The organism is Halpernia humi (assembly GCF_900108025.1).
Classification (GTDB): Bacteria; Bacteroidota; Bacteroidia; order Flavobacteriales; family Weeksellaceae; genus Halpernia; species Halpernia humi.
On sequence record NZ_FNUS01000002.1, the window covers coordinates 368,543 to 388,525 of the forward strand.

Genomic DNA, 19,983 nt, shown 5'->3' on the forward strand with positions numbered 1-19,983 from the left:
ATGAAAAATTTAGACAGAAGAACAAAAATATTACTGGTTGTTTCCCTTTTGGTAGGCTTACTTTTAGGTGCGTTATTTTTCGGTGGAAGTTCTAAAACAGAAGAAACTACCGTAAAATCTACCACAGAAACTAAAAAAGCGGAAGTGTGGACATGTTCTATGCATCCACAAATCAGACAGTCCGGACCGGGACATTGCCCGATTTGCGGAATGGATTTAATTCCATTAGAATCATCAGATAATCTCGTCGATCCAGACGCTATCACAATGTCGCCATCTGCAATGATTTTAGCCGGAATTTCGACGTACAGAGTTGGTTTTTCAGATGGAATAAAAGATATTCCATTAAATGGAAAAATTGAAGTAAACGACAAAAAAGTGTACAGCCAATCGTCCCATATTCCTGGTCGGATAGAAAAAATTCAGGTGACTTATGAAGGCGAATATGTGCAGAAAGGCCAGTTGGTGGCAAACGTTTATTCACCGGAATTATCCAGCGCACAGCAGGAATTATTGGAAGCCTATTCTGTAAAAGATATGCAGCCGCAGTTGTACCAATCTGTGCGGACAAAATTAAAAAACTGGAAAATTTCTGACGCTTCCATTAATGCCATTATTTCTTCTAGAAAAATTCGGGAATCTTTCCCAATTTTCGCAGATGTTTCAGGTTATGTGGTGAAAAAAAATGTTGAGTTGGGCGATTATGTGCAGCGAGGACAAACATTATTTGATGTGGCAGATTTATCTTCGGTTTGGGTTTTATTTGAAATTTATGAATCGGATATGAATTGGATTAAAAAGGGAGATGTCGTTAATTATACCGTCGCTTCTTTGCCAGGTGAAAAATTTTCTGGCAGAATATCCTTTATTGACCCATTCATCAATCCAACCACAAGAGTGGCGAATGCTCGTGTTGAAATTTCAAATCCCGGATTAAAATTTAAACCCGCGATGTTTGTTTCCGGAAATGTTGAGGCAAAAATTGCAAGCAACAAAGCCATTATTAGCGTGCCAAAAACCGCCGTGATGTGGACGGGAAAACGTTCCGTGGTATATGTTCAAACCAATACAGATAAAGGCTCATCTTTCAAATTACGCGAAGTAACGTTAGGACCGCAATTGGGAGACGATTACATCATCCAAGACGGTTTATCTGCAGGTGAAGAAGTGGTAGAAAACGGAACTTTTAATGTTGATGCGGCCGCGCAATTAGCGGGAAAACCAAGTATGATGAATCAAAAAGAGGAAGTGAAAGGTCACACCGTTGATACCGACAAAGTAGTTTTAAAAAATGATAAAGTAGCGGATAATGCAGAAATTAATAAAAATCTGCAACCACTTTACAGAAATTATTTTGCTTTGACAGATGCTTTGACTAAAGATGATTTTAGTAGGGCTAAAGTGGCGCTTCTAAAATTTGATAAAGAAATTGCCCAAGTCGATAGTCAAGTTTTTTCTACAAGTTCCTTAAAAGTTTGGAATAATTATAAAAGTAAACTAAACAACGAGACGAAATATGCCGTGAAATTGAAAGATATTGAAAAATTAAGAACAAAGTTTGAAGCAATCGCTAACGTGATGATTGATTTAACAAAAGCCTTCAAACCACTGGATGAAAGCACTTACGTTCAATTCTGCCCGATGGCAAATAACAACAAAGGCGCAACCTGGTTAAGCGATAAAAAAGAAATTGTAAATCCTTATCTCGGTAAGAAAATGCTGACTTGCGGTAGTACAAAACAAGTTTTAAAATAACTGTTAATAATCGATCTAAATAAAATACCGTTAATCATAAAAATGCCAATTTAACAATTGATTAAAAAGAAAATAGACTGTATATAAAACCATTAATAATGAATAATCTTTCTCAAATAATCCACCAATATAAAGCCGATAGCGAAAGTGTTTACAATACTTGGTTTATAGAAAATGACGAAAGATTAAAAGCCTTCCGTACCATTAGACGTGGCGTTTTGCAGGTGATAGAAGATATTAAAAACAAAACTTTCCCCAATGATTTTAAAGGAAGTAGTTTAGAATTTGTATTGAGTTGCATCGCGGAACAAAAACAGGTTTTTGTCGGTATTTCCCATCCGTTTTACTGGAAGCCAAAATTAAGGATTCCCGATATTTATGAAAATCAGAATAACAAGATCGCCTTTGGACAATTTCTGGAAAACTGCATCAACGCAAAATCCGAAGAACAGGCTTTAAAAGAAATAGTAAAATTAGATGAACTCAAAATAAAAGGACTTGGTCCCGCAGTTGGAAGTATTTTGTATTTCCTGCATCCAACGTGGTTTCCGCCATTTAATACGGCGATTCTTAACGGGTTTAATTATCTTTTTAATGACAAAAAGAAATTGGGAAGTTGGACGGAATATTTAAAGATCAGGGAAATTTTAAAGCAAACCAATATTAAACACAAGGATGAACTTTCGAATGATTTGGGCGCGATCGCAGGATTGTGTTTTGAGGTTGGTTCGCAGAAAATGTTGATTGGAAATGATGAATATTTAAGTGAAATAGAACGCACAAAATTTGAAAAAAATATTCTTAAAAGGCAAAAAGAAAATCAGGAAGAAAAATTAGCAGAAAATCTACACGATGAGATGCAATACCATTTGCTTAAGATTGGAATTTCTCTCGGTTTTGACGTTACGCCTGCAAGTAATGATAAGAGCAAATCTTTTGGCGGGCAAAGTTTTTCCTTTATTTCCCTCAATAAATTTCCTGAACTCAATTGTGATAAGGAAACACAAAATACCATTAAATTAATAGATGTTTTGTGGTTTAAAAAAGGAACCAACAAAATTATCGGTGCGTTCGAAGTCGAAAAAAGCACGAGCATTTATTCTGGAATTTTGCGTCTGTCAGATTTGTATTTCAGTATTTCCGATGGTGAAGAAGTTTTTTATATTATAATTCCGAACAGCCGGGAAAAAGACGTCATACAGCAATTAAATAGACCATCGATAAAAAATTCAAAAATTATCATTAAATACATCCTTTTTACGGAATTAAAAACCAACTGCGACGCCATCTGCAAATTCGGAACCGACCATTCTATAATGGACAAAATAGCAAAATCATGTTTTTAGGCTTTATGGTAAACAATGCCTATATGGGCAAAAAACAGTTAGAAGTAAAATATGACGGAAAAACGTACTACGGCTGTTGCGCAGATTGCCAGAAAAAAGTCCCGACAGAAGAAACTGCAAGAACAGCATACGATCCAATTTCTAAAAAACCCGTGGATAAATCATTAGCCATTATTGCTAAATCTGACGAAAACGATGCCGTAGTTTATTTTGAAAATGAAACAAATTATAAGGAATATTTTCAGAAAAATTAGAGTTAAAATGTCAATTAATTACTACTATATCTTGTTAAATTAAAAAACTGATATTTATTACTTTTCGTATGTTAATTATACATTCAGTTTCAAGTATCTTTGTAAAAATTTTCTATTGAAAAAATTTCTAATCATATTGCTCACTTTCTTCTATTTCGGGACTTCTTCCGGGATGGTTTACAAGTTGCACCAATGTTTTGAAAATATTTCAATATATGCGGGGAACTCGAATGAGAACTGTCCGCTTTGTAAAACTAAAAAGAAAGGAGATTGCTGTAAAACAACGTTTAAAATAGTTAAGACAGATCCTGCGCATCACGCCGATCTTCTGAAAATTGATTTCTTAAAATATCGTGCTTTACTTCCTGAAACAGTTTATTTAAATCCTCTTTTTCAAAAGTCTCTTGCGTACGATTCTTCGGTTCTTATCAACGCACCGCCTAATTTTAGGGGAGTTGCTCTTTTCATTAGCCATTGTAATTTTAGAATTTAGAATTTATTGCATCCTTTTTTTTATTTAAAGGATGAAAAGTCATGTCTTGGAATTCTATTTCCAACAATTATTTAATTCAAAAAATCTAAAATTTATTATAATGAAAAAATTAATTTTCACATCCGTATTATCCATATTTTCAATTTTTAATTTATCTGCTCAAACAAATGATGCGTCTATTTCAAAATTGTATCAAAATTATTTAAGTATCACAACTGCATTAACAGCAGATAACTCCAACGAAGCCTCAAAAAATGCAGACTTATTTTTAAAGTCTGCCGCAATGGTAGATTACAAAGTTTTATCTGAAGGTAATCTCGATATTTTGCGAACAGATGCTACCAAAATCGCAGAAAGCCGAAGCATTGAAACCCAAAGAGAATCTTTTGGTAAACTTTCAAAAAATATGATCTGGTTAACCAAAAAATTTAAACTGGCAGATGAATCTGTATTTATAATGTATTGCCCAATGGTTGATGCAAGTTGGTTAAGTGCAGAAAAAGTAGTTAAAAATCCTTTCTACGGCAGTTCTATGCTTTCTTGTGGAAGTGTAAAATCTGAAATTAAATAATTATGAATAATTATAAACGATATATTTTTAAAGCATTTGCGCTCTTGTATTTACTTTTTTATGTAAATGGATATTCTCAAGAAATGAAAATGTCTGAAAATAAAGCAGTAAAAAATAGTAACGATACCCAAGTTTCTTTCGGTGGAAAAACAGTGCGCTATGATTTATATGTAAGAGATACCCTTGTTACTTTTAATGGACATACGAGTCGTGCAATCTTCACAAATGGCAAATTACAGGCGCCAACTCTTTATTTTACAGAAGGAGATACGGCTGAAATATATTTGCATAATCAGTTAAAAAAAGAAAATACCGGTTTGCACTGGCACGGAGTGATATTGCCCAATGAGATGGACGGCGTTCCGTATTTAACTACAAAAGAGGTAAAACCTGGAGAAACCCATCTTTATAAATTTAAAATTTCCCAAAACGGCACCTATTGGTATCATTCTCATGAAGGCACGCAGGAACAGATCGGGATGAATGGGATTTTGGTTTTCAAGAAAAGGGAAAGTCAGCCAGAAACAGTTTTTGCAGCGGATATTCCTGTTTTGTTGGGAGATTGGGCAGCCAAAAATCCTAACCAGATTATGCGAAGACTTCACATGGACCAAACAGATTGGTACGCCATCAAAAAAGGTACTGTGCAAAGTTATTCTGAAGCCATTGGAAAAGGACATTTTAAAACAAAACTTCTAAACGAGTGGAAAAGAATGGAAGCGATGGATGTGAGTGATGTTTATTACAATAATTTTCTTATTAATGGTGAAATTTCTTCGGATTATAAAAATCTAAAAGCCGGTGATAAAGTTAGGCTCCGTGTCGCCAATGGTGCATCCTCTTCTTATTTTTGGTTAAATTATGGTGGCGGGAAAATCACAGTTATCGGAAGTGATGGTAATGAAGTAGAACCGGTAGAAGTAGATCGATTAATTGTGGGCGTTTCGGAATCTTATGATATTGAAGTGACTGTTCCTGAAAACAAAAGTTTTGAATTCCGCGCGACGTCGGAAGACAGACAGGGTCATGCTTCACTTTATTTAGGAAATGGTGAAAAGGTGGACGCTCCCAATTTACCAAAACTGAACCTGTTTGAAGGCATGAAAATGATGAACGATATGATGTTAATGAGTGGTGATATGAAACCGATGAATATGACGATGGGTAACCAGGTGATGGACATGAACGAAGTAATGTATCCAGAATTATCTGAAGCCCAGCGTATGAAAACCATGAAGCACATGAACGAAATGATGGGCGGTAAATCTGATATGAAAATGAACGATGGTAAAATGGACATGGATCACAGCAAAATGGACATGAAATCTGATATGAAATCTGATATGAAAATGGACGATGGTAAAATGGACATGGATCACAGTAAAATGGACATGAAATCTGAGATGAAAATGGACGCTGGAAAAATGGAAATGGATCACAGCAAAATGGACATGAAATCTGACATGAAAATGGACGATGGAAAAATGGAAATGGATCACAGCAAGATGGACATGAGTTCATCGGATGAAAAAACCATCAAACGTCTCAATTATAACATGTTGAAATCTCCTTTCAAAACTATTTTGCCAACCGACAATGTGAAACAGTTGAATTTCACTTTGGAAGGTAACATGCGTAATTACCTCTGGACTTTAGATAATAAAACGGTGGCAGAAAGTGATAAGATCTTAATTAAAAAGGGTCAGGTTGTTCGTATTACTATGTATAATAATTCAATGATGCGCCATCCAATGCATCTTCACGGGCATGATTTCCGAATAGTTAATGCTAAAGGAGAATATGCACCTTTGAAAAATGTAATTGATGTTGCACCTATGGAAACTGTAACGATAGAATTTGCTGCAAACCAAGATGGCGACTGGTTTTTCCACTGTCATATTTTATACCACATGATGAGCGGAATGGGCAGAGTTTTCAGTTATGAAAATTCAGCGCCAAATCCACAATTACCGGATAAAGAGGCTTCTTACAAACAGTTTTTAAATAAAAACAGAATGATTAGTACTACAGCAATGCTGGACGCAGAGTCAAACAAATTTCATTTTGAAAATATGACCATGGTTGGACCAAGATGGATGAATGTGAACGAATTGCACAGTAATTACGATTTTTCACATTATGAAGGTACTGTGAAAGTGGGGCGGTTTTTAGGAAAATACCAGTGGGCAATGCCTTATGTGGGTTTTAGAAGTGCAAGAATGCACGAAACGACCAAATCATGGTTTGGACAAAATGTAATGCCAAAAAATCAAAATGTGGCAATTGCCGGTATTCGCTACATTTTACCCATGTTGATTATTGCAGATGCAAATATTGACCAAAATGGGAAAGTACGCTTGGAACTGGGACGTGAAAATATTCCGATCTCACCCAGAATTCGCGGAAGTTTTGCAGTCAATTCCGACAAAGAATATGATTTTGGGCTCAAATATATCCTGCAAAAATGGGTGGCTGTTTCCACTAATTATGATAGTGAATATGGATTTGGAGCCGGTCTGACTTTTATGTATTAAAGATAAAAAAGCATCAATTTAAATTTTAAATCCGTCTCCTTTAAACTGGGACGGATTTTATTTCTTCTGTTGATCTAGAACTAAAGCAATTTTAAAAATAAAGCCTTGAGGTTAAGCAAAATAAAGTGCAAATTTGTTATTAAGACGACTATTAATTTAAAATCGTAAAATTAAATACGATAAACTATAACACTATGGAAGATTCTAACAACGGCAAGCCTATTATCTATTGGTGTAATGGCGTAAATTGTAGAAAGAAAAAAGGAAAACTTTTAGATTTCTATGTAAAGAAATATAATCTGAAAAATAAAATAGAAATTGAAAAAATGGATTGTAATAATAGATGTCAACAGGCCCCTGTTCTTCATCTTCATCCAGAAGATATTTGGTTTTCGGAGAAAGATTTGGGAACAATCATCAAAAGGAATATTTTAAATAAATAAAATTTTCTCGTCTTTTTTTCCAAGAGACTTAATGTATCGTAAGAAGATTTTAGTTCCTGAAGGTGATGCTGAACAATTGTCGTCTGTGAATGGTAATAATTTGATATTGTGGACTCCAGTTGTATAATTAATTCATTCATTATAGATTGGCCTTTAATTGCGGTTTATTCTTTTTCTGAAATAGAAAATTTATCTACTAATGATTATGATGCAGTTCTCTAAACTCTGCAGAACTAAATATTATTTTTTGCGAAATATTTTTGCCGCAACCAGAATGAAACCCGAACCAATAAAATCAGTGCTGGAACTTCGACTAAAGGACCAATTACGCCTGCAAACGCTTGTCCCGAATTTAGCCCAAAAACTGCAATTGCAACTGCAATCGCCAATTCAAAATTATTCCCTGCTGCTGTAAATGCCACCGCTGTCGTTTTGTCATATTCTGCTCCTGATGCTTTGGTAACGAAAAATCCAATGATAAACATTAACGTAAAATATATTAATAATGGAATTGCAATAATCACAACGTCCATTGGTATTTTCACAATCAATTCTCCTTTTAGCGAGAACATTACTACAATGGTAAATAAAAGCGCAATTAAAGTTATGGGCGAAATTGTCGGAATGAATTTGTTGGTATACCATTCTTCGCCTTTTATTTTTACTAAAATAAGTCTGCTTAAAATTCCCATTACAAACGGAATACCTAAATAAATGGCGACACTTTCTGCAATAGTTCCGATTGAAATATCCACAATTGCACCATCAAAACCGAAATATGGAGGTAGAACTGTGATAAAAATCCAGGCATAAAAACTATAGGCAAAAACTTGAAAAATACTATTTAAAGCGACTAAACCTGCTCCATATTCGCTACTTCCTTCTGCAAGGTCGTTCCAAACCAAGACCATTGCTATGCAACGAGCCAAACCAATTAAAATAAGACCAACCATATATTCGGGATAATCTCGCAAAAATGTAATTGCTAAAACAAACATTAAAACGGGACCAATTATCCAATTAAGAATGAGCGAAATAGAAAGGATTTTTGTGTTTCTGAAAACCTTTGGCAATAATGAATAATTGACTTTTGCCAATGGTGGATACATCATCAAAATCAAACCGATTGCAATCGGAATATTTGTAGTTCCGCTACTAAATGAATTGATGATGTTTGGAAATGTTGGAATAAAATACCCAAGTCCAACTCCTATTGCCATTGCGACAAATATCCAAAGCGTTAGATTTCTATTTAGAAAACTTAATTTTTTTGAAGCCATTTTTTATGAATTTATTTGAGAGAAAACGTAAAACATTTCAGTTGCTATTTGCAGACTTCTTTCATTGTACTTTTCTGCTTGTTGTGGTGTATCGTCAAATACTTTTGGGTCTTCAAAAGTGATAGGAATTCGTTTTTCTGCGCCAAACACAATTGGGCAGGCTTCATTTGCAGAATCACAAGTAAGAACTGCACAAAAACCAGATTTTGGGTTAAAATCATCATTCAATTTCTTTGAAAATCCAATTATTGGATGCTCGTTATCTGCATATTTAATGGAATAAACAGGATTATCATTTTTAGAAATTGTGTTTATCTGAAAACCTGAATTTAGCAAAGTTTCTGCAACCATTGGAAAAAGTGCGGTTGCTTCTGTTCCGCCCGAATAACAAAATACGTTTCTGATATTGAAGTAGTTTGCCATTGTTTGCGCCCAAACTTGTGATAAATGACTTCTTCGTGAATTGTGAGTGCAGATAAAGTTGATACGGATTTCTTGATTTTTTGAAACCTCTGCCTGAATAAAATCAGTTAGCGGTTGTAAAACTGCTTTACGTTCGCTTGAAATGGTATGAGGTTTTAATTCTTTGATTAAATTTTGTATTTCTAAAAATAGAGTTCGCTTTGTTGTCTTCATTTTTTTGATTTTTTTTAGCAACAACCACTTCCGGGTGCACAAGAAGTTGCAGTTTGAATTTCAGATAAAATCTTTTTAGGTTTTTCAGCGTGAATGCCACATTGGTCTTTAGCCAAACAATCAGTTTGTTTAGATGTCAATAAGAAATGTTGCCCGTCAAAATCAAGTCCGAATTTTCCAATTGTATCCGCTTGGTATTCTACTTCGATTTCTAAATCTGCTATTTTTAAAACTTTTTCCGAAAGTTCAATGATGTTCAACAACTTTTCTGGATGCAATCTGTGGTCGTAATCATTTGCATTCCATAGTTGGAAATTTACGACTTCTTCTTTTCTTTCAGTTCCACCACAATCGATAAAATGTTTTGTGATTTTACCGACTTCTGTAACGTGAAAGTGATTTGGTACTAATTCTCCGTTTGGTAATTGAAAACCTATAGTTTCCAGTTCTTTTAATACTGATTTTACTTGTGATAATTTCATAACTTTATTTGTTTATTGCGATTATATGATCAATACATTCAAATTTTTTTAACAGCAATCTTGGCTTTCGGTTAAGTCTTGGTTTAGAAATTCAGTCATTACAGTTTTCATTGCTATCCAATTTTCTGCGTGAATACAATAACAAACACTTGTTCCTTCCACATTTCCTTTAATCAAGCCTAAATGCTTCAATTCTTTTAGATGTTGCGAGATTGTTGGTTGGGCTAATCCAATTTCATTTACCAGATCTCCGCAAATGCAAGCATTAATTTTAAACAAATGTTGTAAAATCGCTACCCTTGCAGGATGTCCGAATACTTTCGCAAATAATGCAATTTTATTTTGCTCTTCCGTAAATTTTTCTGTTTTTGAACTTCCCATTATGTTTTATTAATTGCAATATTACGATTAATATAAATACGAGCAAAACAAAATTAAGAGGAGTATTTTTTATACTTCAAATAAATGGAGTTTTTTAAAATTTTTCTCCAATTCTTTCACCCATTTTTATGATCGTTTCAAAATCTTTCGAGGTATTAACCAATAAATCATGATCGATTTTAATTTTGTTTTTCTCAAATAACAGGACAACTGTCGAAACCTCCAAATTTAAAATAACCTTTTTCTTCCCCTTTTTTTACATTCGTACCTTGATAAGTTTGAATCATACTTCCAACCATTGTTGCCCCAACTTCGATCATGACAACATTGCCGAAAACCGGACTTTTTATAATGCAGTACTCGCGCTTATTCAGCCAGAAGATTTCTGCTTTTTCACGCAGAGCCAAAGGACTTACCGAGTAGTAATTACCGTCAATTTTAATATTTGAACTTGCCGTGATTCCACTTACCGGAAAATGTGTTGGTCAGAATCCGAATGCGATTTCTAACTATCATAATGATTTTTCACAAAACCTAAAAATGAAAGAGAGTGTTCTGTCTTATTCGTAATATGCTCTACAAAATGCTGTATCAAGTTTGGAAATTTCAACATTTCACCCAATTCTGTATTGGCACACAGAAAAATAAGTAGAAATGATATTGAAATTATTTTCTTCAAGATTGTAAAAGTACAGATTTATGAGAGAAGATGAAATAATATCAGGTAATTTTTACAATTTGTGGAAAGATTCACTCTTTTTTGGATTGTCAAAAAATCAAGAATAATATAATTTCCGGCAGCAATTTTTTATTTACCTTTGCAAAGGTGAAGATTTTCAACTACATATTAACAGTTTATTTAGCAGTCTTGTTTAGTATGCCTTGTTCTGATAGTGAACAAAGCACTTTTGAGTTGGCTACTACTAAAATTGAAAAGGCGCAGGAAAACCATTCACAAAAACATAAAGACGATTCTTGTTCGTCTTTTTGTATGTGCAGTTGCTGTGGTAGGAATGTTGTTTTGTATCAACAAATTCCTGCAAACTTTATTGGTCATTTTTCAAACGAATTCTATTCAGCAGAGTTTTTTCATATTCCAAATCCATACTCCAACTACTTTGGCAGTATCTGGCAACCTCCTCAATTAGGTTAGTATTATTCAATAAAAATAACGGTTTGTGCTCTTTTGCGAACTGGTAATTTTTGTTATCTAAATTTTACTTTAATCTAATTTTCTTTATCAATGCTAAATAAAATCATTGAATTCTCCATCAATAATAAATTGGTGATCGGGATTTTCACGCTTGCTTTAATTATATGGGGCGTTATGTCGCTTCGAACTCTTCCTATAGATGCCGTACCAGATATTACAAATAATCAGGTACAGGTAATAACATTAAGTCCCTCACTGGCAACGCAGGAAATAGAACAGTTTATTTCTTACCCTATCGAACAGACAATGTCTACTATTCCTGAAATTCAGGAAGTGCGATCTATTTCTCGCTTTGGTTTATCAGTTGTAACCATCATTTTTCATGACGACATAGATATTTACTGGGCACGCCAGCAAGTCTCTGAACGGCTACCTGAAGCCAAAAGTTCCATTCCAGCCGGTCTTGGGAATCCTGAAATGGCGCCGGTTTCTACAGGTTTAGGTGAAATTTACCAATATACGGTTCATGCTAAACCTGGCTTTGAGGATAAATATGATGCCACCAAACTTCGAACAATACAAGACTGGATTATTAGAAAACAACTTTTGGGTACGCCGGGAATTGCAGAAGTAAATAGTTTTGGAGGTCTTTTGAAACAATATGAAATTGCTTTAAATATTAATCAACTAAGAAGTTACAATTTATCTATTTCTGATATTTTCACAGCACTGGAAAAAAATAATCAGAATACCGGTGGTTCCTATATTGATAAAAAACCCAATGCCTATTTTATTAGAAGTGAGGGCTTGATCACTAGTCTTGCAGATATCGAAAGGATCGTAGTTAAAAATTCGGAGAATGGCCTACCTATTACCATCAGGGATGTTGCAAAAGTTCAGTTTGGTACCGCTACACGCTACGGTGCACTTACCAGAAATGATAAAGAAGCAGTTGGTGGAATTGTAATGCTATTGAAAGATAATAATGCTTCTGAAGTAGTTGGACGAGTAAAAGATAAAATAGACCAAATACGGAAAACTTTACCTGACGGTGTAGAGATAGAACCTTTTCTGGACAGAAGTGAATTTGTAGACAGAGCAATGAGTACGGTGCAAAAAAACTTAATAGAAGGGGCGCTAATAGTAGTATTAGTTTTAGTTCTTTTTCTAGGGAATATTCGTTCAGGCTTAATTGTGGCTTCTGTAATACCTTTAGCAATGCTATTTGCTGTAGCATTAATGAAAGTTTTTGGCGTATCTGGAAACTTAATGAGTCTTGGGGCGATTGATTTTGGACTAATCGTAGACGGTGCTGTAATTATCGTGGAAGCAACCATGCACCGTTTAGCCCGGCAAAAACCAGGAAAAATTTCGCAGGCAGAAATGGATATGCAGGTTTCCGGTTCTGCAAAAAAAATGATGAACTCGGCAGCCTTTGGCCAACTAATTATTTTAATTGTTTATTTACCAATATTGGCTTTGGTAGGAATTGAAGGTAAAATGTTTCGACCGATGGCACAAACGGTATCCTTTGCAATATTTGGGGCATTAATTCTTTCGCTTACTTATGTGCCGATGATCAGTTCACTTCTACTGAGTAAAAATATCACGCATAAAAAGAACTTTTCTGATAAAATGATGGAAAAATTTCAGCGTATTTATGATCCGATAATCAAAGGTGCACTGCGATTTAAAAAAACTGTCTTGATTGTTGCGATTGCGCTTCTCGGAGTGTCAGCAGTTATCTTCAATTCTCTTGGTGGTGAATTTCTACCAACTCTGGAGGAAGGAGACTTTGCTGTAGAAACAAGATTATTGGTAGGAAGTTCGCTGGAGCAGACCATTGAAAAAATAGAACAGGCATCCAGTTTATTGATGAAAACTTATCCGGAAGTGAAGGAAGTTGTGGGCAAGATTGGAGCATCCGAGATTCCTACAGATCCAATGCCTATAGAGGCTACAGATATAACGATATTATTAAAACCTAAAAAAGAATGGACAAGTGCAGATACCCGGGAAGAATTAGCGGAGAAAATGCAGAAAACTTTAGAACAGGTTCCGGGTGTTACGTTCGGTTTTTCGCAACCTATACAATTACGGACCAACGAATTAATTTCAGGTGTAAGACAGGATGTGGGTATCAAAATTTTTGGCGATGATTTAGAGATGCTTTCAGATTTAGCGAAGAAAATAGGTGGATTAATTCCCTCAATAGATGGTGCAGAAGATTTATATATAGAACAGGTGAGTGGTCTACCACAAATTTCTATCAAATTGAACCGGGATAATATCGCGCGATACGGATTAAATGTTGAAGAAATAAATAATGCCATCAACACTGCATTTGCGGGAGGTGTAGCCGGAACGGTGTTCGAAGGAGAAAAACGTTTTGATTTGGTCGTTCGTTTGGAACAGGGGGAGCGCCAAAGTATCGAAGATGTAAAAAGACTCTTTGTTACGGCAAGTAATGGAAACCAAGTTCCGTTGGAACAGGTTGCAGATGTAAGTTATCAATTGGCACCTAACCAAATACAGCGTGAAGATGCTAAAAGAAGAATTATCGTTGGCTTCAATGTTCGGGGTAGAGATATTGCCTCTGTAGTAAAAGATGTTCAGGCAAAAATTGACGAAAAAGTAAAAATGCCGACCGGCTATTTTATAACTTATGGTGGTCAATTTAAAAATTTGGAAGAAGCCAACAAAAGGCTGTCTATAGCCGTGCCGGTTGCATTGGGATTAATTCTTTTGCTGCTTTATTTTGCGTTTGGTTCCTTAAAATATTCATTATTAATTTTTACAGCAATCCCGATGTCTGCCATAGGTGGAATATTTGCCCTTTGGATAAGAGGTTTACCTTTTAGTATTTCGGCTGGTGTAGGTTTTATTGCTCTGTTCGGTGTGGCGGTTTTAAATGGGATTGTGTTAATAACAGAGTTTAATCAACTTAAAAAACAAGGAATGAAAGATGTAAAACAAATAATTCTCGCAGGTACTGCTATAAGATTAAGACCGGTTTTAATGACGGCTACTGTTGCCTCTTTTGGGTTTTTGCCAATGGCATTAGCAACCGGAGCAGGAGGTGAAGTGCAAAAACCATTAGCAACAGTCGTTATTGGTGGATTGTTCACTGCAACATTTCTTACATTGGTACTATTGCCGATACTTTACTCTTATGTGGAGAATATAAAACCTTCCCGACGTAAGTTGAAAAAGACAAAAATTGCAGGATCAGCAACTATCATTCTTTTGTTTTTACTTTCAGGTTTTAATAATGGAGTAAAGGGTCAAATTACAACAAATTCATCTTCATCTTTAGGAACGATAGATTTGAATTCAGCGATTTCTGCATCCCTGGAGTCCAATCCAAACACAAGGGTTGCAAAATTAGGAGCGGATTATCAGTCTGCATTAAAAGGTTCTGTGAGAGATTACGGAAAAACAAATATCAATCTCACTTTTGGACAATATAATAGTCTTATTGCTTATGATAACAATATTACCATAAGCCAAAATATTCCGAATCCGGTTTATTTGAAAAGACTCACAGAACTCGCAGATGCAAATATAAACGCGTCCAAAATGCAGGCAGGGATTTATAAAAATCAGATCACTTATCAGGTGAAAAGTATTTATTATAGTTTACTCTACAGAAAGGAGCAAAGAACATTAAATGAGGAATTAATCGCGCTTTATGAGAAAATACTTCGTGCAGCAGACATAAGATTTCAGACAGGTGAAACAAATATTTTAGAAAAATACAATGCCAATACCAGATTGCAGGAAGCGATTTCTCAAAAATTGCAAACTGATGAATATATAAAAATTCATCTGGAGCAATTAAAAAGATACACCGGAAATCAAACCATTGAAGATATTACCGAAACAACGCTTGCCGAAAAGTTTTTAGATGTATCACCACAGAGCGCAATTTTTAATAACAATTCGGAATTACTTGCTTTGAAAAGCCAGATAGAGGTCGCGAAAGAAGAAATAAGGGTTGAAAAAAGCAGGTTGCTTCCCGATTTTAGCGTGGGTTATTTTAATCAGTCACTAGTTGGTAACTTCGAAAAAAATGGAGTTTCAAAGTTTTATGGCGTAGGTAAAAGATTTCAGGGTGTAGAATTGGGAATTAGCATACCCATTTTTTCAAAAGCGCAAAAAGCAAAAATCAAAGCCGCAGAAATTAACCAGCAAATACAGGAAGCAAAAGTAGATGCATTTTCTTTCAGTCTTTCTCAACGGGGTTCTACACTGCTTTCGGATCTAAAACGGTTGCAAATCCAGATCAATTTTTATAGGGAAACAGCATTGCCACAGGCAAAATTGCTTATTTCAAAATCACAGCGTGCCTTTGAGGTCGGAGAAATGGATTATTACCAGGTTAGTCAATCCATAAACAATGCCGTTGAAGTCAAAAAACAATACATCGAAAGTTTAAATCAATATAATCAAACAGCCATCGAACTGGAATTAATTTCTGGTTTATAATAAATAATTAAAGTTCCAAAATCATGAATAAATCAAAATATTTATATATCATTGTCTTAAGTTTTTTGTTGTCAGCCTGTAATTCCGATAAAAAGGAAGAAACAGCAGTCACGGCAAATGTAGAAGTTCCGCACGATGCAAACAGCGTAGAATTTAGTGAAGCGCAGTACAAAAGTGTGGGAATGGAATTGGGAAATATAACCAATACTAATCTTTCCAATTATATCAAAGCCTCTGGAGCTATTGAAGTTCCACCGCAAAATCTGACCAGTATCACCTCTTCTTTTGGAGGTCATGTAAAATCCATGAACGTAATCGAAGGAAAATATATTGGAAAAGGAACCGTGGTGGCAACGATAGAAAATCCTGAATTTCTGCAGATACAGCAGGATTATATGGAAAGCAATAGTCAGATGTCTTATTTAAGACAGGATCTTGCACGCCAAAAAGAATTGGTAAAAGAAAATATCGCAGCCAGAAAATCTTTACAGCGGGCGCAAAGTGAGTATAATAGTATGTCTGCACGGGTTGCCGGATTACGGGCAAGATTACAGGTTGCAAACATCAATCCTGCTTCTGTTGCGAGAGGTAACATATCTTCGCGCGCCAACATTTATGCACCACAAAGCGGATACGTAACAAAAGTATATACCAATATCGGTAAATATGTTGGAACTAATGAAGTTGTCGCAGATATCGCAAATACAGGTAATATGATGGTAAAAGTGCAGGTTTTTGAAAAAGATGTTGCAAAAATAAAAGTTGGTCAAATTATTCGATTTCAGGCTACTGGTGACGCCGAGGAAAAAACTGCTAAAGTTTATCTGATAGGGAAAGATATACACGGAGACAGAACTGTAGATGTTTTGGCAAGAATTCAGAATGTATCTCAAAATCTGTTGCCGGGAATGTTTGTCAATGCTATCATAGAACTTGGATCTGTGGAAACACCAGCATTGCCAGATGCGGCAATTGTAGGTTCCGGAGGTAAGAAATTTATCTTTATTTTGGAAAAAACTTTAGAAAAAACTAAAAATAAAGATGGGTCTGTAAATGAAAAGCAATATATCTTTAAGAAAGTAGAAGTGCAAACCGGTGTAAGTGAAAACGGTTATACTGCGGTTACTTTGCCCACAAAATTTAATGAATCCAGTAAAGTAGTTTTAAAAGGCGCATATGACTTGCTTTCTAAAATGAATAATATGGAAGAAGAGGAATAAAATTGGGATAATTTTAACCATTAAAATTTATTTACAAACTAATGTTTCAATAAGAGGCTGTCAAAACTAACAATAAAATATTGCTATGATTTCAATTTATTTATACGCCTTAATTCCGGTTGTTTCCATTCTATTAGGTGGAATTACCGGGTTGTTTAAAACGCCAAATGCGGGTTTTCGAAGTTCTGTGCTGCATTTTGCGGGCGGAGTGGTTTTTTCAGTTGTTGCAGTGGAACTTCTGCCGGATATTATTAAAAATCACAGGCCTATTGAAGTGGGAATTGGTTTCGGACTGGGCATCGCAACGATGTTGGCTGTAAAATATTTTTCAGAAAAATTTCAAAAAAACGCTGAAAAATCGGCAGTAAAAAATACTTTGCCGATGGGACTTTTGGTGGCATTGGCAATAGATTTACTCATAGATGGCGTGCTTCTTGGCGTTGGTTTTGCGGCTGGAAGCACCGAAGGAATTCTGCTTTCCATCGCTTTGGCTTTGGAAACTTTTTCTCTGGGATTAGCAGTAGTTTTGGCTTGTATGGATTCAAATTTTTCTAAACAAAAAAATTTGATTATTTTATTAGTTTTAGGCGCCTGCTTCTTTGTAGGAGCCGTTCTAGGAATTACATTATTGGGAGGATTATCACAGGAATGGCTGGAATTGGTGCTGTCTTTCGGTCTCGCTGCTTTACTATTTTTGGTAACTGAAGAATTATTGAAAGAAGCGCACGAAGAAAAAGAAACACTTTTGCAGACGAGTATGTTTTTTGTAGGATTTTTAATATTTCTACTTGTAGGAATGGTAGTTTAAATCAATTAAGATTAAAAAAATAAGCATAATCGTAAAGTTCAAAAAATGAATTTTAAAATAAAATTTTTAGGTTCAAAATTTAAACTTGATAAATTATTATAATAAGATACAAACGAAATATTCAAAAATTAAAATATAAAAAATGGCAAAAAAGAAAATAGACCTACGCGATTTAAGCAAGGAAAAACATTCCGGAGAGCATTCCCACGATGATGGACATAATCACGACAATTCGGACAAAACAACGTTACAAATGTTTTTGCCCGCCATTATTTCATTCACATTATTAATAATTGCTATTGCTTTAGATAATTGGATTACCCAAAATTGGTTTAATGGATGGGTAAGAATAGTCTGGTACGTTGCAGCCTATATTCCCGTGGGATTACCAGTTTTAAGAGATGCGTTTGATAGTATAAGAAAGAGTGATTTCTTTTCAGAATTTTTTTTGATGAGTATCGCTACGATTGGTGCATTCGCCATTGGAGAATTTCCTGAAGGTGTAGCAGTAATGCTTTTCTATGCTGTGGGTGAAGTTTTTCAAACACTTGCAGTGCAACGAGCGAAAACCAATATAAAAACACTATTAGACCAAAGACCAGATGAAGTTACCGTTGTTAAAGATAATCAATCAAAAACCGTAAAAGCAGAATCCGTAGAGATTGGCGACGTAATCCAACTAAAATCTGGCGAAAAGTTGGGTTTAGATGGCGAGTTGTTATCTGAAAAAGGTTCTTTTAATACAGCGGCACTCACAGGAGAAAGCAAACCAGATTCTAAAGAAAAAGGCGAAATAGTTTTAGCAGGCATGATTAATCTGAACACCGTGGTTCAGGTGAAAGTAACTACCGCATACAAGGATAGTAAACTTTCCAAAATATTAGAATTGGTGCAAAATGCAACTTCACAAAAAGCACCCACAGAATTATTTATTAGAAAATTTGCAAAAATCTACACGCCTATCGTGGTATTATTGGCAGTTCTCATTACGGTTGTTCCATTCTTTTTCGTACAGGATTACACTTTTAGCAAATGGTTATATAGAGCACTTGTTTTCTTGGTAATCAGTTGTCCGTGTGCTTTGGTTATAAGTATTCCACTAGGTTATTTTGGTGGAATTGGTGCGGCAAGTAAAAACGGAATCTTGTTTAAAGGAAGTAACTTTTTAGATGTTATTTCTACCATAAAAAATGTGGTGATGGACAAAACGGGAACGATGACGGAAGGCGTGTTCAAAGTTCAGGAAGTTATCATGCAACCAGGTTTTGATGAAAAAACGACTTTGGCAATGGTCAACAAATTGGAAAGCCAAAGTACGCATCCCGTTGCGACTGCAATACACAATTTTGTAGGAGAAATAGATTCAAAAATATCTTTGGAAAATGCAGAAGAAATCGCAGGGCATGGATTAAGAGCAAATGTAAATGGCAAAGAATTGTTGGTTGGTAATTTCAAATTATTAGACAAATTTTCCATTAAGTATGATTTAGACCCAGGTTCAATTGTTTACACCACGATTGCAATCGCTTACGACAACAAATTTGCCGGCTATTTGACTATCGCAGATTCTATAAAAGAAGATGCGCAGGAAGCAGTATCAAAACTGCATGATTTAAATGTAAAATTAACAATGTTAAGTGGAGATAAAGATAACGTTGTACAACTTGTCGCGAAAAAATTAGGAATTGATACTGCGTTCGGAGGTCTATTACCCGAAGATAAAGTAGAAAAATTAAAGGCAATTAAAAGTAAAAATGAAAGCGTTGCATTCGTAGGAGATGGCGTAAACGATGCACCAGTTGTTGCACTTTCAGATGTTGGAATTGCAATGGGTGGATTGGGAAGCGATGCTACTATTGAAACCGCGGACGTTGTAATTCAGGATGATAAGCCGAGTAAAATTGCAATGGCGATAAATATTGGAAAGCAGACAAAAAAAATCGTTTGGCAAAATATCATTCTGGCATTTGCCGTGAAAGCCGTTGTTTTAGTTTTAGGAGCAGGAGGTTTGGCAACAATGTGGGAAGCAGTTTTCGCGGATGTTGGTGTGGCACTTTTGGCAATTTTGAATGCAGTAAGAATTCAGAAGATGAAATTCTAATACATCTTTTCTTCTAAAAATGCAGTGAAAAATTTGAT

At 35.2% G+C, this 19,983-nt stretch carries 16 protein-coding genes and 1 pseudogene; 12 read left to right on the forward strand and 5 right to left on the reverse strand.

Annotated features, from left to right (window positions below; genetic code table 11):
- From C4S29_RS06675 to C4S29_RS06705, 7 genes are all read left to right on the forward strand, one after another.
- Nucleotides 1–1,755, forward strand: coding sequence for an efflux RND transporter periplasmic adaptor subunit (locus C4S29_RS06675; RefSeq protein ID WP_103913360.1), 1,755 nt, complete (start codon nucleotides 1–3; stop codon nucleotides 1,753–1,755).
- Nucleotides 1,756–1,853: 98 nt separating this feature from the next.
- Complete coding sequence (locus tag C4S29_RS06680) at nucleotides 1,854–3,101, forward strand: hypothetical protein (RefSeq protein WP_103913361.1); 1,248 nt, start codon at nucleotides 1,854–1,856, stop codon at nucleotides 3,099–3,101.
- A complete protein-coding gene (locus tag C4S29_RS06685) occupies nucleotides 3,092–3,355 on the forward strand; it encodes a hypothetical protein (protein ID WP_103913362.1) in 264 nt (87 codons plus the stop codon). Before C4S29_RS06680 ends, C4S29_RS06685 begins: the two co-directional genes overlap by 10 nt.
- 115 nt (nucleotides 3,356–3,470) lie before the next feature.
- On the forward strand, nucleotides 3,471–3,848 hold the full coding sequence (locus C4S29_RS06690) for a hypothetical protein (RefSeq protein WP_146063269.1): 378 nt from the start codon (nucleotides 3,471–3,473) through the stop codon (nucleotides 3,846–3,848).
- A 100-nt stretch (nucleotides 3,849–3,948) separates the two neighbouring features.
- A complete protein-coding gene (locus tag C4S29_RS06695) occupies nucleotides 3,949–4,419 on the forward strand; it encodes a DUF3347 domain-containing protein (RefSeq protein WP_103913447.1) in 471 nt (156 codons plus the stop codon).
- Nucleotides 4,420–4,508: 89 nt separating this feature from the next.
- On the forward strand, nucleotides 4,509–6,953 hold the full coding sequence (locus C4S29_RS06700; RefSeq protein ID WP_233740506.1) for a multicopper oxidase domain-containing protein: 2,445 nt from the start codon (nucleotides 4,509–4,511) through the stop codon (nucleotides 6,951–6,953).
- A gap of 194 nt (nucleotides 6,954–7,147) precedes the next feature.
- A complete protein-coding gene (locus tag C4S29_RS06705) occupies nucleotides 7,148–7,396 on the forward strand; it encodes a (2Fe-2S) ferredoxin domain-containing protein (RefSeq protein ID WP_103913365.1) in 249 nt (82 codons plus the stop codon).
- A 233-nt stretch (nucleotides 7,397–7,629) separates the two neighbouring features.
- On the opposite strand, the gene arsB is transcribed toward C4S29_RS06705, so the two are convergent.
- The 5 genes and pseudogenes from arsB to C4S29_RS15025 all read right to left on the reverse strand — a co-directional run.
- On the reverse strand, nucleotides 7,630–8,676 hold the full coding sequence (gene arsB, locus C4S29_RS06710) for an ACR3 family arsenite efflux transporter (RefSeq protein WP_076387910.1): 1,047 nt from the start codon (nucleotides 8,674–8,676) through the stop codon (nucleotides 7,630–7,632).
- Nucleotides 8,677–8,679: 3 nt separating this feature from the next.
- The gene (locus tag C4S29_RS06715; protein ID WP_103913448.1) at nucleotides 8,680–9,312 is read right to left on the reverse strand and encodes an arsenate-mycothiol transferase ArsC; all 633 of its coding nucleotides are present in this window, start codon (nucleotides 9,310–9,312) and stop codon (nucleotides 8,680–8,682) included.
- Between the two features lie 14 nt (nucleotides 9,313–9,326).
- Nucleotides 9,327–9,794 (reverse strand): DUF6428 family protein, encoded by a 468-nt coding sequence (locus C4S29_RS06720; protein WP_076387908.1) that lies wholly within the window; start codon nucleotides 9,792–9,794, stop codon nucleotides 9,327–9,329.
- Between the two features lie 48 nt (nucleotides 9,795–9,842).
- Nucleotides 9,843–10,175 (reverse strand): ArsR/SmtB family transcription factor, encoded by a 333-nt coding sequence (locus C4S29_RS06725; RefSeq protein WP_076387906.1) that lies wholly within the window; start codon nucleotides 10,173–10,175, stop codon nucleotides 9,843–9,845.
- Between the two features lie 194 nt (nucleotides 10,176–10,369).
- A pseudogene (locus C4S29_RS15025) lies at nucleotides 10,370–10,642 on the reverse strand (phosphatidylserine decarboxylase); the annotation flags it as partial.
- 410 nt (nucleotides 10,643–11,052) lie between these two features.
- Here C4S29_RS15025 and C4S29_RS06735 point away from each other — a divergent pair.
- From C4S29_RS06735 to C4S29_RS06755, 5 genes are all read left to right on the forward strand, one after another.
- Nucleotides 11,053–11,328 carry a hypothetical protein gene (locus tag C4S29_RS06735; RefSeq protein WP_146063270.1) on the forward strand — a complete coding sequence of 92 codons (276 nt, stop codon included), beginning with the start codon at nucleotides 11,053–11,055 and terminating at the stop codon, nucleotides 11,326–11,328.
- 90 nt (nucleotides 11,329–11,418) lie between these two features.
- The gene (locus C4S29_RS06740; protein ID WP_103913367.1) at nucleotides 11,419–15,816 is read left to right on the forward strand and encodes a CusA/CzcA family heavy metal efflux RND transporter; all 4,398 of its coding nucleotides are present in this window, start codon (nucleotides 11,419–11,421) and stop codon (nucleotides 15,814–15,816) included.
- Between the two features lie 23 nt (nucleotides 15,817–15,839).
- Complete coding sequence (locus tag C4S29_RS06745) at nucleotides 15,840–17,036, forward strand: efflux RND transporter periplasmic adaptor subunit (protein WP_103913368.1); 1,197 nt, start codon at nucleotides 15,840–15,842, stop codon at nucleotides 17,034–17,036.
- Between the two features lie 85 nt (nucleotides 17,037–17,121).
- On the forward strand, nucleotides 17,122–17,844 hold the full coding sequence (locus tag C4S29_RS06750) for a ZIP family metal transporter (protein ID WP_103913369.1): 723 nt from the start codon (nucleotides 17,122–17,124) through the stop codon (nucleotides 17,842–17,844).
- Nucleotides 17,845–17,986: 142 nt separating this feature from the next.
- The gene (locus C4S29_RS06755) at nucleotides 17,987–19,945 is read left to right on the forward strand and encodes a heavy metal translocating P-type ATPase (protein ID WP_103913370.1); all 1,959 of its coding nucleotides are present in this window, start codon (nucleotides 17,987–17,989) and stop codon (nucleotides 19,943–19,945) included.
- Nucleotides 19,946–19,983 lie beyond the last annotated feature (38 nt).

Excerpts from the sequence above, each read along its gene's own strand:
- C4S29_RS06725 (WP_076387906.1), bottom strand. The coding sequence starts at position 10,175 with ATGGGAAGTTCAAAAACAGAAAAATTTACGGAAGAGCAAAATAAAATT.
- C4S29_RS06740 (WP_103913367.1), top strand. The coding sequence starts at position 11,419 with ATGCTAAATAAAATCATTGAATTCTCCATCAATAATAAATTGGTGATC.
- arsB (WP_076387910.1), bottom strand. The coding sequence starts at position 8,676 with ATGGCTTCAAAAAAATTAAGTTTTCTAAATAGAAATCTAACGCTTTGG.
- C4S29_RS06680 (WP_103913361.1), top strand. The coding sequence starts at position 1,854 with ATGAATAATCTTTCTCAAATAATCCACCAATATAAAGCCGATAGCGAA.
- C4S29_RS06695 (WP_103913447.1), top strand. The coding sequence starts at position 3,949 with ATGAAAAAATTAATTTTCACATCCGTATTATCCATATTTTCAATTTTT.
- C4S29_RS06745 (WP_103913368.1), top strand. The coding sequence starts at position 15,840 with ATGAATAAATCAAAATATTTATATATCATTGTCTTAAGTTTTTTGTTG.
- C4S29_RS06755 (WP_103913370.1), top strand. The coding sequence starts at position 17,987 with ATGGCAAAAAAGAAAATAGACCTACGCGATTTAAGCAAGGAAAAACAT.
- C4S29_RS06675 (WP_103913360.1), top strand. The coding sequence starts at position 1 with ATGAAAAATTTAGACAGAAGAACAAAAATATTACTGGTTGTTTCCCTT.
- C4S29_RS06700 (WP_233740506.1), top strand. The coding sequence starts at position 4,509 with ATGTCTGAAAATAAAGCAGTAAAAAATAGTAACGATACCCAAGTTTCT.
- C4S29_RS06685 (WP_103913362.1), top strand. The coding sequence starts at position 3,092 with ATGTTTTTAGGCTTTATGGTAAACAATGCCTATATGGGCAAAAAACAG.
- C4S29_RS06750 (WP_103913369.1), top strand. The coding sequence starts at position 17,122 with ATGATTTCAATTTATTTATACGCCTTAATTCCGGTTGTTTCCATTCTA.
- C4S29_RS06735 (WP_146063270.1), top strand. The coding sequence starts at position 11,053 with ATGCCTTGTTCTGATAGTGAACAAAGCACTTTTGAGTTGGCTACTACT.
- C4S29_RS06720 (WP_076387908.1), bottom strand. The coding sequence starts at position 9,794 with ATGAAATTATCACAAGTAAAATCAGTATTAAAAGAACTGGAAACTATA.
- C4S29_RS06715 (WP_103913448.1), bottom strand. The coding sequence starts at position 9,312 with ATGAAGACAACAAAGCGAACTCTATTTTTAGAAATACAAAATTTAATC.
- C4S29_RS06705 (WP_103913365.1), top strand. The coding sequence starts at position 7,148 with ATGGAAGATTCTAACAACGGCAAGCCTATTATCTATTGGTGTAATGGC.